This is a genomic window from Streptomyces sp. NPDC020917 (genome assembly GCF_044333795.1).
GTDB lineage: Bacteria > Actinomycetota > Actinomycetes > Streptomycetales > Streptomycetaceae > Actinacidiphila.
Map to the genome: position 1 here is coordinate 17,545 of NZ_JBIRRR010000020.1, position 14,434 is coordinate 31,978.

At 73.3% G+C, this 14,434-nt stretch carries 14 protein-coding genes; 8 read left to right on the forward strand and 6 right to left on the reverse strand.

The annotated features are described in order from the left end of the window. Positions 1-5: 5 nt before the first annotated feature. From ACH4TG_RS32015 to ACH4TG_RS32035, 5 genes are all read right to left on the reverse strand, one after another. On the reverse strand, positions 6-956 hold the full coding sequence (locus ACH4TG_RS32015) for a hypothetical protein (protein WP_398246110.1): 951 nt from the start codon (positions 954-956) through the stop codon (positions 6-8). Between the two features lie 156 nt (positions 957-1,112). Continuing rightward, positions 1,113-1,922, reverse strand: coding sequence for a TetR family transcriptional regulator (locus tag ACH4TG_RS32020; protein WP_398246111.1), 810 nt, complete (start codon positions 1,920-1,922; stop codon positions 1,113-1,115). A 10-nt stretch (positions 1,923-1,932) separates the two neighbouring features. Beyond that, positions 1,933-2,475, reverse strand: coding sequence for a thiol-disulfide oxidoreductase DCC family protein (locus ACH4TG_RS32025; protein ID WP_398246112.1), 543 nt, complete (start codon positions 2,473-2,475; stop codon positions 1,933-1,935). A gap of 142 nt (positions 2,476-2,617) precedes the next feature. Beyond that, positions 2,618-3,046, reverse strand: a complete 429-nt coding sequence (locus ACH4TG_RS32030) for a hypothetical protein (protein ID WP_398246113.1) — start codon at positions 3,044-3,046, stop codon at positions 2,618-2,620. Between the two features lie 178 nt (positions 3,047-3,224). Further along, positions 3,225-6,044, reverse strand: coding sequence for an MMPL family transporter (locus ACH4TG_RS32035; protein ID WP_398246114.1), 2,820 nt, complete (start codon positions 6,042-6,044; stop codon positions 3,225-3,227). Between the two features lie 226 nt (positions 6,045-6,270). On the opposite strand from ACH4TG_RS32035, the gene ACH4TG_RS32040 reads away from it, so the two are divergent. Continuing rightward, a complete protein-coding gene (locus tag ACH4TG_RS32040) occupies positions 6,271-7,005 on the forward strand; it encodes a response regulator transcription factor (protein WP_398246116.1) in 735 nt (244 codons plus the stop codon). Beyond that, positions 7,002-8,549, forward strand: coding sequence for a sensor histidine kinase (locus tag ACH4TG_RS32045; protein ID WP_398246117.1), 1,548 nt, complete (start codon positions 7,002-7,004; stop codon positions 8,547-8,549). The genes ACH4TG_RS32040 and ACH4TG_RS32045 overlap by 4 nt, the downstream gene beginning before the upstream one ends. Positions 8,550-8,556: 7 nt before the next feature. On the opposite strand, the gene ACH4TG_RS32050 is transcribed toward ACH4TG_RS32045, so the two are convergent. Further along, the gene (locus ACH4TG_RS32050) at positions 8,557-9,792 is read right to left on the reverse strand and encodes an MFS transporter (protein ID WP_398246118.1); all 1,236 of its coding nucleotides are present in this window, start codon (positions 9,790-9,792) and stop codon (positions 8,557-8,559) included. A gap of 88 nt (positions 9,793-9,880) precedes the next feature. Here ACH4TG_RS32050 and ACH4TG_RS32055 point away from each other — a divergent pair, with 88 nt between their 5' ends. The 6 genes from ACH4TG_RS32055 (at position 9,881) to ACH4TG_RS32080 (ending at position 14,426) form a co-directional block, all read left to right on the forward strand. Then, the gene (locus ACH4TG_RS32055; protein ID WP_398246119.1) at positions 9,881-10,381 is read left to right on the forward strand and encodes a MarR family winged helix-turn-helix transcriptional regulator; all 501 of its coding nucleotides are present in this window, start codon (positions 9,881-9,883) and stop codon (positions 10,379-10,381) included. Positions 10,382-10,504: 123 nt separating this feature from the next. Continuing rightward, positions 10,505-10,816 carry a hypothetical protein gene (locus ACH4TG_RS32060; protein WP_398246120.1) on the forward strand — a complete coding sequence of 104 codons (312 nt, stop codon included), beginning with the start codon at positions 10,505-10,507 and terminating at the stop codon, positions 10,814-10,816. Further along, positions 10,813-12,069: a hypothetical protein gene (locus ACH4TG_RS32065; protein ID WP_398246121.1), complete on the forward strand. Its 1,257-nt coding sequence runs from the start codon at positions 10,813-10,815 to the stop codon at positions 12,067-12,069. The genes ACH4TG_RS32060 and ACH4TG_RS32065 overlap by 4 nt, the downstream gene beginning before the upstream one ends. Beyond that, the gene (locus ACH4TG_RS32070; protein WP_398246122.1) at positions 12,066-12,794 is read left to right on the forward strand and encodes a hypothetical protein; all 729 of its coding nucleotides are present in this window, start codon (positions 12,066-12,068) and stop codon (positions 12,792-12,794) included. Before ACH4TG_RS32065 ends, ACH4TG_RS32070 begins: the two co-directional genes overlap by 4 nt. Positions 12,795-12,807: 13 nt before the next feature. Then, a complete protein-coding gene (locus ACH4TG_RS32075) occupies positions 12,808-13,479 on the forward strand; it encodes a hypothetical protein (protein WP_398246123.1) in 672 nt (223 codons plus the stop codon). 65 nt (positions 13,480-13,544) lie between these two features. Further along, positions 13,545-14,426 (forward strand): carboxymuconolactone decarboxylase family protein, encoded by an 882-nt coding sequence (locus ACH4TG_RS32080; RefSeq protein ID WP_398246124.1) that lies wholly within the window; start codon positions 13,545-13,547, stop codon positions 14,424-14,426. Positions 14,427-14,434 lie beyond the last annotated feature (8 nt).

Genomic DNA, 14,434 nt, shown 5'->3' on the forward strand with positions numbered 1-14,434 from the left:
CCGTTTCACGTCAGCACCCACACCCACCCGGGCCATCCGCCCGTGTACCGCCACAACTGGTGGTCGTCCAGCGGGTGCACGCTGCGCGCCACCGCAGCGAGGTCGTCGTCCGGCCGCAGGTCGTCCACGGTGACCCGGACCAGGACCCCCTCGACCACGACCGCGTACCCGCGGAAACCCGTCCCGGCGAGCCACCAGGCACCCCGCCCCGCGGGCGTACAGCCCGTCCGCGCCACGATCATGGTGTCCCCGTCCGGCAGCCTGTCCTGATCCGGCACGGTGTCGTACGTGACGACGACCGGCACGTTCCTGCAGGGGTCGGTGCCGGCAGGGGACACGGTGACCACACCGTCCGGGGAGCCGTCGACGGTGCTGTCCTGGAAGAAGACGGTGACCTGCGTCCCGAACGCCCGTGCCGTCAGCGCGCTCTGCTCGCCACCGGGCCAGTCGACGGCGGCGACCAGGCTCCGGGGAGTGGACGGGTGGGCCGTGCGCCACGCGCCGGCGACGAGGTGCTCCTGCGAGCTGCGCAGCGGGAGAACCGTGGTGCCGACGGCCGCGGCGGTCGCGAGGGCGGCGGCCAGGGCGACCGGGCGGCGCGCGGTGAGCAGCGTGAAGACGATCGGGTAGGGCGAGCAGAGCACGATCAGCGACACCGGGCCGAAGGCCGGGAGGAACCCCTCGCCGGAGACCAGCACGGTGTTCAGCGCGATCATGGCCGCGCCGCCCAGCACCAGGACCCCGGCGGTGGCCGGCGCCGCCGTCCCCGGCTCCGGGCGGGCCCGCCTGACCTGGCGGTGCATCAGGTAGAAGCCCAGCGACTGGCAGACCGCGCACGCCCAGAGCGCGATCAGCAGGACGAAGCCCGCGAGTCCGCCGCCGCTGAGGACCAGGTTGTGGGCCACGTCCCGCAGCACGCCGATGCCGGTGGCCGAGAGCAGTCCGGCGAGCCACACCTTGACCAGTGGGCGCCACGGGGCGCACGGGGGTGGGGCCGGCGGGAGGGTGGGGGGACGGCGGGGGAGGGGCGGTCGTCCGGCGGGCCGTCCGGTGGCGGGCATGAGTGGTCCTGACTCCCCGGCCGGACGTGGCGCCGGCCGGGAGCAGGGCGGTCAGGCCTTGCGGGGGGTGCGGCGGCGGGGTGTCGGGGGCGGGGTGGTGGGGCGGTCGGGGAGGGGGGTGCGGCCGATGGTGGGGAGGATGAAGTCCTGGATCAGGCCCTTGGCGTCGCGGACCAGGGGGCGGAACGCGCGGTAGCGGGTGAGGGCGATGACGCGGGCGGCCAGCGGTGTCGAGCGGCGGACGAACTCCCGCGTGCGGGCGGTGTCCGGGGTGCGGTCGAAGACCCAGTAGAGGACGACGACCATCAGGTGGAGCCAGAGCAGGTCGGGCAGCAGCTCGGCGAGTTCCGTGTCGAGCTTGGGGGCGAGGTCGGACTCCGTCAGCACGTCGCGGAAGAGCGCGACGGCGGTGGCCCGCGCCGGGTGGGACTCGTTGGAGAACGGGCTCAGCGAGCTGTCCGGGTCGGCGGCCGTACGGAAGAACTGCGCGGCGAACTCGTGGTAGTCGGCCGCGCAGTCCAGCCAGGACGTCAGCGCGATCTCCAGCCGCTCCGCGAAGTCCCGCACCCCCTCCATGCGGGACCTCGCGTCGCGGGCGTGGTCGTGCGTCATCTGGTCGTAGAACCCCTGGATCAGGAATTCCTTCGACTCGAAGTAGTAGTAGGCGTTGCCGACGGAGACGCCCGCCTCGGTGGCGATCGCCCGCATCGTGGTCTTGTCGTAGCCGCGCTCCCGGAACAGCCGCATCGCGGTGTCCAGGATCAGCGCCCGGGTCTGCTCGCTCTTGCCCGTCTTCGGCAGGGCCCGGCCGCCCGGCAGTTCCTCGGCCGCGGCAGCGACGACGTGCTTCTTGTCCTCCACGCGGGTGAGCCTAGCCGGGCGGCGAACAGCCGTCCGTGCACGCGTCGGCGGGATCGTCGGCGGCGTCAGCGATGCCGGCGGCGGTGTCGCGGAGCGTCCAGCCGCCGCTGCCGTCGTACTCCCACGCCGGCCCGGCCCCCGCCCCCGGCGCCCCGGGCAGGCGCGGCGGCTGCCGCACCGCACGGGCCCGGGGCCGCTCCGGCTCCTTGCCGGCGCGCTGCCGGTAGCGCGACGCGGTCAGGACCGCGGCCCGCGCCAGCCGGCGGCCGCCCGGCGTGGTCAGCGTGTGCGCGAACGCCCGGTGGTCGGCGAGCGCCCACAGGCACACCACCCACGCGCTGTCCCCGAGGTAGACCTGGCCGCCGTCCCCCACGACGGTCACCTCGCGGCGGGCGGCCCCGTCGTGGTCGAGCCCGGGGAACCAGGTGCGGGCCTGCTCCGAGCCGACCGGCACCAGGGCGAGCGGGACGAGCTGGCGCTGGCGGCGCAGCCAGCCCGCAACGAAGGTGCAGAGCCGGCACCGGTCGTCGTAGAGCACGGTCAGCCCGCGCACCGGCCGGCGCACCTCCCGCGGTGCGGTCCCCTCCCGCAGCGCGGTCCCTTCCCGCGGTGCGGCCCCCTGCTGTGATGCGGACACCCTCTCAGGTCGGCGCGCCCCCTCCGCGCGCCGCGCCTGCTGCGGGGCGGCCGCCATCTCACGCCCCCGCCGGCTTCGGCGAACCGCTCCACGGCGTCTGGGTGTGCCCGTCCGGGTCCACCGGCGGGAACTGCTCGCGCTCCATCAGCCCCCGCCGCCGGATCTTGTTGAGCACGTAGACGTTCCCCAGGTGCATGACGCCCAGCGCCAGCAGCACCACGCCGAGCTTGACCGACAGCGTCTCGAAGATCCCCCGGGCGTCGTGGATGCGGTGACCCGACTTCAGGTACAGCGCGATGAAGCCCAGGTTCACCAGGTAGAAGCCGACGACCAGCAGGTGGTTCACGGCGTCGGCGAGCCGCTCGTCGCCGTGCAGGACGTCGGAGAGGAAGACCCGGCCGTTGGTGCTCAGGGTGCGGGCCACCCAGACGGTCAGGCAGACGCTGATCAGGAGATAGACGACGTACGCGAGGACAGTCCTGTCCATCGGTTCCACCCCTCTTGTCTGTTCGCGGCACCGTTCTCTGAACGTGTTCAAAGCCAGCGAACGGCTCGACTGTAGACCCGTTTTTGAACATGTTCAAGCAAGAGGTGCGGGCGGGCACGCGAAGGGGCCCGGCTCCGCGGGGGACGGAACCGGGCCCCGGCCAGGGGGAGTTGCGGACTCAGTCGGTGGAGTGGCTCAGCTCCAGGTCCACGTCGCCGTCACCGTCCTGGTCGCGCTCACCGATCCGCACGGTGGCGGGGAACGGCGGATAACCCATGGTCAGCAGCGTGTAGCTGCCGGGGTAGAGGTTGCTGAACGCGTATCCGCCGTCGGTGCCGGTGCGGACCGTGGCGACCTCGTGGCCGTCGGCGTCCTTGAGGACGACCCGGGCGTCCTCCACCGCGGAGCCGTCGGCCCGCCGGACCGTGCCGGTCAGCACGCCCGTCCCGCTGAGGCGGACATCACAGTCCACCGGGCGGTCGTCGGTCATCACGCTCGCGGTCTGCGGGTGGTGGCCCTCGGCGCTGGCGACCAGGACGTAGCTGCCCGCGCCCGGCGTCGGGAGCAGGAACGCGCCGTCCTCGTCCGCCCGCGCCCGGCCCACCTGGCGGCCGTCGGAGGCGATCAGCGTCAACTCCGCACGCGGTATCGGCAGCGTGGACGATCCGGTGACGCGCCCGCGCACCGCGGGACCCGCCGCACCGGAGCCGAAGCCCGGGCCCGTGCCGAGGGCCTCGCCGAGATCCGCGCCGAGATCCTTGCCGGCCAAGCCCGTTGACGCACCGCCCGTGCCCCCGAATCCGGCGTACGCGACACCCGCCGTGGCGCCCGCGGCAGCCGCGGCGCCGACCGCCTCCTCGGCCGGCTCCACCGCCAGGTGCGGCAGGCGCCGGTCCAGCCAGCCCGGCAGCCACCAGTTGGCGGACCCGAACAGGTGCATCAGCGACGGCACCAGCACCGTCCGCAGGATGAAGGCGTCCAGCGCCACCGCGCCGGCCAGCCCGATGCCGAACATCGCCAGCACCCGCTCGCCGCTGAGCACGAAGGCGAAGAAGACGCAGATCATGATGACGGCCGCGGAGTTGATGACCCGGCTGGTCTCGGCCAGGCCGACCCGGACCGCCCGCGCGTTGTCGCGGGTGTGCACCCACTCCTCGTGCATCCGGCTCACCAGGAACACCTGGTAGTCCATCGACAGGCCGAACAGCAGGGACAGCATGATCACCGGCAGGAAGGCGTCGATCGGCCCGGCGCGGCCGGCGATCGCACCGCCCCAGCCCCACTGGAAGACGGCGACCAGCACGCCGAACGAGGCGGCGGCCGCGACCAGGTTCATCAGCGCGGCGGTGAGCGGCACGACCACGCTGCGGAAGGCGAACAGCAGCAGCACGAAGCCGAGCGCGATGATCACCCCGATGAACAGCGGGAGTTTGCCGTACAGCACGCTGGCGAAGTCCTCGAAGATCGCCGTCTGGCCGCCGACGTAGGCCCGCATGGCGGTGCCCTTCTCGGCCTGCGGCACCACGTCGTTGCGCAGGTGGTCGATCAGGTCGGACGTCGCCTTGTCCTGCGGGGAGGTGGTGGGCACCGCGTTGATGAACGCGATGTCCCCGGCGTTCTTGATCGGCACCTGGGCCGCGAAGGCGATCCCCGGCGTGGACTTCAGGCTGGTCACCAGGTGGTCCACGGCGGCCTGGCCGCCGGCGCCCGGCGCCTCGGCCAGGATCGTCAGCGGGCCGTTGAAGCCGGGGCCGAACCCGTCGGCCAGCATGTCGTACGCCTTGCGGGTGGTGGTCGTCGTCGGGTTGTTGCCCTGGTCGGAGGAGCCCAGGCGCAGCGACAGCGCGGGCACCGCGAGGGCGGCCATGACGACGACGGCGACCGCGGCGAGCGAGCGCGGGTGGCGCTCCAGGAACGACGACCAGCGGGCCGCGGCACCCGCGGTGGGCTGGGTCTGCGGTCCCTGCGCGGCCAGCCGGCGGCGCTGCCGGCGGCTGAGGATGCGCAGGCCGAGTGCGCCGAGCAGCGCGGGCAGCAGGGTGACGGCCGCGGCGACCGTGATCACCACGGTCAACGCCGCCGCGACGGCGACGCCGTTGAGGAACGTCAGCCGCAGCGTGAACATGCCGAGCAGCGCGATGCACACCGTGCTGCCGGCGAACAGCACCGCGCGGCCCGAGGTGTTGATCGCGGTGACCGCCGCCTCTTCCGGTGTCTTGCCGCGCAGGATGCCCTTGCGATGCCGGGTCACGATGAACAGCGCGTAGTCGATACCGACGCCGATGCCGACCAGGGACGCCAACTCGGGCGAGAAGTCAGCCACGTTCATGCCGTGGCTGAGCAGCAGGATCGCCGACGACGAGATGCCGACGCCGAACAGCGCGGTGACGATCGGCATCAGCATGCCGAACAGCGAGCCCAGCGCCAGGAACAGCACCACGGCCGCGGCGGCGATGCCCACGCCCTCGGCCAGGCCCGGCATCGGCTGCTCGGCCTGGGCCGGCTTGTTGCCGCCGACCTCGACGTGCAGCCCGGCGGCCTTCGCGCTGTGCGCGGTGTCGATGAGCAACTTCGCCTGGTCGTCGCTCATGTCGTTGCCGAGCTTGGTGTACGTGACGGTCGCGTAGGCGGTGCGGCCGTCCTTGCTGATCTGCGCGGCACCGGCGGTCACGTACGGACTGATGACGGTGCCGACGTCCTTCTGCCGGGCGACCTTCGCCAGCATGGGATCGATCCGGTCCCGGACCGAGGCGTCGCGCACCGACCCGGAGTCGACGTGCCACACCACCGTGTCGGCCTCGCCGGACCGTTCGGGGACCACCTTGTCCATCAGGTCGAGCACCTTCGCGGATTCGGTGCCCTTGAGTGAGAACGCGTTGGAGTACGCGTCCCCCACGGTGTTGCCGACGGCGCCGACCCCGACCAGGGCCGCCACCCACAGCAGGATCACCGTCCATTTGTGCCGGAAGCACCAGCGCGCCACTACGGCCACGGTCACATCCCCCATCGTCTCTGCGACGTGTGCAACTTGGATGCACGGTCAGCGGTTACCCCGCACGGACTGCGGGCGCCGTGCGGGCGGCCGCCGGAGACCGTCCCCCAGTACCCCGGCCCCACCAGCCTCCGTGGGCCCTCGGCCGAACTCCAAGCCGAATCGCCTTCTCTCAAGGAACTCCAAGGTTGCCGCCCGCACCGGGGCGCGGCCGCGCGCGGATACTGAGGGCATGGACGCCTCCACGGCCACCGCCACCGTTCTCATCGTCGAAGACGAACCCGGTATCGCGGACATCCTGCGGATCACCCTGAAGTACAACGGGTTCACCGTGCACAGCGCCGCGACGTGCAAGGACGCGCTCACCTCGGCTCGCCGGCACCGGCCCGACCTGGTGCTTCTCGACGTGATGCTGCCGGACGGCAGCGGCTGGGAGGTGTGCCGCGCGCTGCGCGAGGAGCGCGCCGCCCAGGACGACGGGAGCGATCTGGCGGTCATCTTCGTCACCGCCAGGGACGCGCCGCGGGACGTGGTGGCCGGGCTCGCGCTCGGCGGCGACGACTACATCACTAAGCCGTTCGGCGTGGACGAGGTGGTGGCCCGGGTGCACGCGGTGCTGCGCCGCACCCGGCGCCGGCCGGCCGGCCCGTCGACCCGCGTGCTGCGCCACGGCGACCTGGAGATGGACGAGGGCACGTACACCGTCCGGCGGGGCGGCCAGCCCGTGGAGTTGACGCCCACCGAGTACAACCTGCTGCGGCACCTGCTGCGCAACGCCGGGCGGATCCTCACCAAGGAGCAACTGCTGCAGCACGTGTGGCAGTTCGACACGGCCGTGTCGTCGACCGTGGTGGAGACGTACATCTCCTATCTGCGGCGGAAGCTGGACCGGCTGGGGCCGCCGCTGATCGAGACCCGGCGGGGCGTCGGGTACGGGCTGCTGGCGCAGGACGGCGGTGGCGCGTGACGGTCTGCGGGCTGTGGCCCCGCCCGCACTCGCTGCGCGGCCGGTTCACCATCGCCAACGTGGCCTTCCTGGCCGCGGGTCTGGTGCTGGCCGCGGCGGCCAGCATCGCCGCCACCTACATGGTGCTCATCGGGCAGATCGACGACTCGCTGAAGTCCTCGCAGTCCGCGCTGGCCCACACCGAGCTGGGGGCGGACGGGCTGCGGCAGTTGTGCACGCTCGCCGACCTGCTGCAGGGAAGTTCCGCGCAGGGCCCGGCGGCGGGCGCCGGCGCGTCCTCCATCGCGCAGGCGTTCCAGCAGGACCTGTTCGTGGTGCTGGACAAGCACGGCACGCCCGCGACCGTGTGCCAGGACGGCACCATGGCGGTGAGTCCGGAGCAGCGGCGGCTGGCCGCGGCGCTGCCGGACCCGGCGAAGCTGGCCGCCTCCGGTCACGCCGCGACCGTGGAGAGCGGCTCGCAGGAGTACCGCGTCGTCGCGCTGCGGCTGTCCGACGGCACGATCGTGGTCAAGGGCATGCGGATGAGCGGCGTCAAGCACGCCATGGTCAAGCTGCTGTTCTGGGAGGCCGCGGCCGGGGTGGTGCTGCTGGCGCTGCTGGCCACCGGTTCGCTGACCGCCGCGCGGCGCCGGCTCAGCCCGCTGGAGCACATGGTGGAGACCGCGTCCGCGATCTCCGAGGGCGACCTGTCGCGCCGGATCCGCACCTCGCGCCACGGGTCCAGCGAGGTCGAGCAGTTGAGCGCCGCGCTCAACGCGATGCTGCAGCAGATCGAGACCGCCCTCACCGAGAGCGAGCGGGCCACCGCCCAGCTGCGGCAGTTCATCGCCGACGCCTCGCACGAACTGCGTACGCCGCTGGCGTCCGTGCGCGGCTATCTGCAGCTGTACGAGAAGGGCATGCTCGACGCGGACGAGCAGGAGCGCGCGCTGAGCCGGGTCTCGGCGGAGGCGCTGCGGATGAGCCGGCTGGTCGACGAACTCCTCGCGCTGGCCCGGCTCGACGACCGTCCGGGGCTCACCCTGGAACCGGTCGACCTGCGCTGCCTGGTGCGGGAGGCGGCCGCCGACCTGGGCGCGCAGCAGCCCGAGCGTCCGCTGCGGCTGCTGCTGCCCGACGGGAGCGGCGGGGGCGGCGACGCCGCCGGGGCCGCACCGGCTGCCGCGTACGGCCATGTGCTGGGCGACGAGGCGGGGTTGCGGCAGGTGGTGGGCAACCTGCTGGGCAACGTACGGGTGCACACGCCCGCGGAGTCGATGGTCACCGTGGAGATCGCCGACGCGGGGGACGGCCGGACGGCGCTGCGGATCAGCGACACCGGGCCGGGGCTCAGCGCGCAGGACGCGGCCCGGGCGTTCGACCGCTTCTTCCGCGCCGACCCGCAGCGTTCCCGCGACACCGGCGGGGCCGGGCTCGGCATGTCCATCGTGCAGGCCGTGGTGAAGGCCCACGGGGGCGCGGTCGCGCTGACCCCCACGCCCGGCGGCGGGCTGACCGTCACCGTGCGGCTGCCCACCGCCTGTGCCGAGGTCCCCGTCTGACGGGCGTTCAGACGGCCTCGGCGGGCCGCGGCACCGCGTCCTTGGGCGCGGCGTCGACGGGCCGCGCGTTGCGGACCCCCGGGACCGCGGCGGTGCCCAGGCAGGCGGCGGCGACCAGCACCGCGCAGGCGTAGAGCGGCGCGGACGTGCCGAACGCGCGGGCGGCGAGCGGCGCGACCGCGTACCCCACGGGCATCGCGGCCAGCGACAGCAGCCAGTCGTAGGAGGTGACGCGGGCCAGGACGCCGGCCGGCACCGAGGCGTAGACGTACGTCTCCCACACCGGGGTGAGGAAGCCCAGCGCGCCCAGCGCCAGGCAGTAGCCGGCGACGAGCAGCCAGCCGGGGGCGCCGGCGGCCAGCAGGGCCAGCGGGGCCGCGTAGCTGGCCAGTCCCAGGTTGCCGGTGAGGATCGGGCGCTTGAGTCGGGCGCGGGAGGCCAGCAGCGAGCCGATCAGCAGGCCCACCGACCCGGCCTCCAGGACGGCGACCCACAGGCCGTCACCGCCCTTGCGGCCGTGCACCGCGAGCGGGCCGAGGGTGGCCAGCACGGCCGCGGTGCCGTTCCAGACGCAGTGGGCGACCAGGCTCGTCCAGTACCAGTCGCGGGCGCGCACCTCGCTCCAGCCCTCGACCAGGTCGGCCCGCACCGACCGCCGGGGGATCGTCGTGCGCGGCACCCGGATCACCGCGAGCAGCGCCGCGCTCGCCGCGAAGGAGACGGCGTCCAGCACGAACGCCCAGCCGGGGCCCGCGGTGAAGATGAGCGCGCCGGCCACGGCAGGGCCGGCGAGCCGGGTGGCGTTGGCCGCCGACGCCATCAGGGCGTTGGCCCGCAGCAGTCCGTCGCCGGGCGCGGTGCCGCTGACCAGCGGCCCGGTGGTGGGCATCGCGAACGCGGAGGCGACGCCGCCGACCGCCTCGGCGACCGCGATGTGGGTCAGATGCGGTGCCCCGCCGATGAGTTCGAACCCGACGAGGAGCTGGGCGGCGCAGCGCACCAGGTCGGTGCAGAGCGCGACCGTCCGGGCGTCGAAGCGGTCGGCGGCCACACCGCCGAGCGGGAGCAGCAGCAGCCGCGGCACCATCGCGCAGCCGAGCACGAGGGCCAGCGCGAAGGCGGAGCCGTCGGCGCGGGTGATGGCGATGGCGAGCGCGGCGGGGACGACGGCGTCGCCGAGCGCGGACAGCGTGCGGCCCGTGAACAGCAGGCGGAAGGCGCGTTGGCGCAGGGGATGCGGCACGCCCCGAGAGTATTTCGGCGCCGAACTTTTCGTCAACGAATATTTCGGTGTCGATGTATCAGGACGGGCCCGGCTAGAATCGGCCGCCATGAGCACCCCCGGGCCCGAGCGCGACTGGACCGACGGCCATGTCGAGCGCTGGCTGCCGGTGCTGCCGGGGCTCGACCCGGACATCGAGGGGGCGACCACCCGGGTCAAGGTCCTCACCGACCACCTGCGCCGCGTCCGCGAGCGCGCGCTGGCCGACTTCGACCTGCACAAGCACGAGTACGACACGCTGCACACGCTGGCCGGCCGCGGCGGCCACGCGGCGCCCTCCGAACTCGCCGCCGACCTGCAGATGGCCCCCGCCTCCATCACCGGCCGCCTCGACGCCCTGGAGCGCCGCGGCTACGTCCGCCGCCGGCCGGCCCCGGGCGACCGCCGCCGCGTCGACGTCGAACTCACCGAGGAGGGGCGCGCGGTGTGGCTCGGCGCGATGGACGTGGTCGGGCACGAGGAGTACCGCCTGCTCGGCGTCCTCGACGCCGAGGAGCGGCGCACGCTGTCGGATCTGCTGCGCCGCGTGCTGATCCAGGCCGAGCGGTGAGGGCGGATCGGGGCTTTGTCGCAATCTTGTCCCGGGGCTCCCGCTCCTCCTGCTCGCGTTACTAGGCTCGACGCCCGTACGACAATCGCACCGATCAACAGAAGACAAACGGGGTGGAACGACATGGGGGACCTCTACGTGGACGGTCCGATGCTGGATCGTGTGCACGGTCACCTCTCGCACATGCGCGACCTGCTGGAGACGCCGGCCAAGAAGATGGCCTCGGTCGACGGTGCCGCCATGGGGGCTGACGAACTCGCGCGCCGGATGGACGACTTCGGCCACGAGTGGCACTACGGCATCGGCAAGCTCGGCGAGTTCTCGCACGGCGCGGTGACGGCACTGGAGAAGATCAAGAGCACCTTCGAGAAGGCCGACACCGACCTGGCCAAGGCGCTGACGGACGCCGCCAAGAGCAAGGGGGACGCCAAGTGAGCTCCCCCACGGCTGCGGACTTCCCCAACCTCGGGTTCGTGCCGTGCCCCGGCGACGAGGACCAGGCCGGCGACGTCGCCCGCGTGGTGCGGGGCGCCGCGAAGGCCCTCGAAGAGGTCGACCACGTGCTGCGCGGAGCCGCCGACGGCGAGTGGCGCGGCGAGGCGGCCCGTGCCTTCCGCGATCTGCTCTCCCACGACTTCCGGCCCAAGCTGGAGACCGCCCAGCGCTCCTTCGGCGAGGCGGCGACCGCGCTGGAGGGCTGGGTCACCACCATGGGCACCCAGCAGAAGGCCGCCGTGTCCCTGGAGCACGAGGCGGCCACCGCGGCCTCCACCCTCAGCTCCAAGCAGTCCCACCTCAACGGGCTGCCGCCCGCTCCCAGGCCCGGTGACCCCGAACCCGACGACGACGCGGGGAAGAAGAAGGCCACCCAGGACGCCAAGGACCGCACCGACGCCAACACCGCGGTCACCCACGCGCAGGCCGCGCTGGACGACGTCCGCCGCCGCGCGCACACGCTGCACGACCAGTACCAGCACGACGGCAAGGACGTCGCCGACAAGCTCAAGCACGCCATGGACGAGGCGCCCGGCAAGCCCGGCTTCTTCGACCGGATCGGCGAGGCCATCGGCGGCCTGATCGACGACGTCGGCAAACTCGCCGACTCCTTCGCCGACTGGGCGGTCAAGGAACTCGCCAAGATCGCACCGCTGTTGAAGGTGATCGGCGACATCGCGGGCCTGGCCAGCACCGTGCTCGGCCTGCTCTCGCTGATCCCCGGCCTGCAGTTCCTCGCCCTGCCCGCGCTCCTCCTCGGCGGCGTGGCGCTGGTCAGCCACTACCTCAGCGCGGTCGGCGAGAGCGGCAGCTTCCTCAAGGCGCTCACCAACCCGACGGTCATCATGGACGCGGTCACCCTCGCGTTCGGCGCCGGTGCCTTCACCGCCTCCATGAAGCTGGCCAAACTCGCGGGCGAGGGCGGCACGTTCAGCCAGATGGCGCTCAAGTCGATGAGCCCGCTGGCCAAGATGAAGGCGCCACCCAGCTACTTCGAACTCGCGAAGGACGCCTCCTACGAGATGTCGACCGCCGAGTTCGGGCTGCGCGCCGCCCGCTTCCACTGCACGTGGGGCGGCAACGTCATGATCTCCATGGGGGCCAAGGGCACCGTGCAGATGGTCGGCGACTGGTTCAAGGGCAAGGGCCTCGGACCGCTCACCAACAACTCCCCGATTGCGACGCCGTCATGAGTACTCCCACCGCCGCACCGGCGGACGCCCTGGGCGAGATCGAGCTGTTCGTGCCCACCGACTGGTTCGACCTGCTGGAGGACGGCCAGGACGACGAGGCCGCCCGCGCCCGCATCGAGGACCTGGTGCGCCGCAGCTACCCGCAGCACGACGCGGAGCTGCGCGCCGACTTCGTGCAGGCGATGATGCTCTGGCGGCGCACCCTGCTCGACCAGGGCGTCATCCTGGACGGGCTGGTCGCGGTGCCGCCGGAGGAGACGGGCACCGAGCACGGCGCCACGTGGCAGATCATGGCCGGCGTGGTGGACCTGCCGACCATCGACCCCGACATCGACCTCGCCGAGGTGGTGGTGCGGCTGCTCGGCAGCCGTCCCGACGCGGCCACTGCCTACATGGAGACCTACACCACCGAGATGGGGCTCGGCTTCGGGCTGCTGGACCGGCCGGTGCTCGGGCGGGACGGCACGATGTCCGTGCCCGGTTCGGGAGTCGCCCCGCCGCAGGACGAGTCCGAGGTGGTCGCCCAGATCGGGCTGGCCGTCGCGCTGGCCTGCCCGCCGGGCGGCGGGCGCGGCCTGCTGGTGGTCGGCAACTGCCTCGACTCGACCCAGGTGTACGGTCTGGGCGCGCTGGTCGCGGTCATCGCCGGACGTTCGGTGTTCACCGACGCGGGCGGGACCGGCGGGACGGACCAGCCCGGCCAGGCGGAGAACGACGGAAAGTGAGCGAGGCCCGATCATGAGCGAATCCGCGGTGGTGGCGCGGCGGGAGCAGTTCACCGAGAAGCTCGCCGAACTCGACGGGCCGAAACCGCGGTTCGGCGTGCGGGCCTACGAGAACAGCTACACCCGGTTCAACCCGGGGGTGATGCTGGTTCTCGCGCTCGTCATCTGCGTCGGCATCACCCTGGTCTACCGGGGAGGCGGCAACGCCGACAGCCATGAGAGAGCCGTGCGGCTCATGGTGGGGCTGGCGTTCTGGGTGGTGCCCTTCGTGCTGGTCGTGATGCCGGTCGGCGTGCGGTACCTGCTGCGCCGATCCGCGCTGCGCCGCGCCGCCGCCGGGGTGCCGCGCCCCGGCACCGGCCTGGCGCTGCCCGCCGCGGTCGACGGGCGCAAGGGGCTGCTCGTCGCCGAGGACGGCGGGCTCGCCCTGCACACCGCCGAGGGCACCCGGCAGCCCGTCGCCGCGTGGAAGGACATCGCGGTGGCCTGCGAGTTCACCCCGCGCCATCCGCTGTGGTCGCTGGCCGGCACCGACCTGAGGATGGCGGACGGCACCTGGGTGGAGATCCGGGCCGCCGGCGTGCGCCCGCTGCTGAACGCCTGCCGCGACGCGGGCGTCCGGGTGCTGCCCGCGGTGAACGCCGCGGACCTGCGCAACTGGGGCGGCAGCCGCGCGAGCGCCTGACCCCGGCGCCGGACACGGCGGCGGCGCTTGCCTTGGAGCGTGCTCCAACTCGTAGCGTCGTGGGCATGACGCAGGAAGAGCAGCACGTACCGCCGCACGCCCACCCGCACGGCGGAGCCGACGACCGCTACGCCCGCGGCCTGGCCGCCCTCGCGCAGGTCACCGGGACCGCGCACCCGGCCGTCCTGGACCCGGTCGCGGAGATCGCCCCCGATCTGGCGCGGTTCACCGTCGAGTTCGGGTACGGCGACGTCTGGTCGCGGCCCGGGCTCACCCCGCGGCAGCGGCAGCTCGCCACCGTCGCGGCGCTCGCCGCGCTCGGCAACGCGGCGCCGCAGCTGCGCTTCCACATCGGCGGCGCGCTCAACGTCGGCTGCACCCGCCGGGAGATCGTCGAGACCTTCATCCACGCCACCGTCTACGCGGGCTTCCCTGCCGCCCTCAACGCCCTGGCCGCGGCCCGCGAGGTGTTCGCCCGGCGCCCGGCCGGCGAGGGGGCCCCGGAGGACGCGGCGACGGCCCCCGCAGCGGACGACTCAGCGGACGGCTCAACGGACGGCGCCCCAGCCGGGGGAGACCGCTACCAGCGCGGCCTGGCGGCGCTGCGGGCCGTGGACGGTCCGGCGGGCGAGCACGTCGTCCACGCGCTGGACGACATCGCCCCCGACCTCGGCCGCTACCTCGTCGAGTACGTCTTCGGCGACGTCTACACCCGTACCGGGCTGGACCTGGCCGACCGCGAGCTGGCCTCGGTCGCGATGTGCACCGCGCTCGGCACCGCCGGACCCCAACTCCGCGTCCATCTGCGGGCCTTCCTCAGGGTCGGCGGCACCCGCGAGGAGGTCGTGGAGCTGATGACGCAGATGGCCGGCTACGCGGGCTTCCCCGCCGCCCTCAACGGCGTCGCCGAGGCGCGGGAGATCTTCGCCGAGCAGGACGCCGCCTGACGCCTTCC

Coding starts and splice junctions, on each gene's coding strand:
- ACH4TG_RS32030 (WP_398246113.1), bottom strand. CDS start 3,046: ATGGACAGGACTGTCCTCGCGTACGTCGTCTATCTCCTGATCAGCGTC.
- ACH4TG_RS32040 (WP_398246116.1), top strand. CDS start 6,271: ATGGACGCCTCCACGGCCACCGCCACCGTTCTCATCGTCGAAGACGAA.
- ACH4TG_RS32055 (WP_398246119.1), top strand. CDS start 9,881: ATGAGCACCCCCGGGCCCGAGCGCGACTGGACCGACGGCCATGTCGAG.
- ACH4TG_RS32060 (WP_398246120.1), top strand. CDS start 10,505: ATGGGGGACCTCTACGTGGACGGTCCGATGCTGGATCGTGTGCACGGT.
- ACH4TG_RS32070 (WP_398246122.1), top strand. CDS start 12,066: ATGAGTACTCCCACCGCCGCACCGGCGGACGCCCTGGGCGAGATCGAG.
- ACH4TG_RS32075 (WP_398246123.1), top strand. CDS start 12,808: ATGAGCGAATCCGCGGTGGTGGCGCGGCGGGAGCAGTTCACCGAGAAG.
- ACH4TG_RS32080 (WP_398246124.1), top strand. CDS start 13,545: ATGACGCAGGAAGAGCAGCACGTACCGCCGCACGCCCACCCGCACGGC.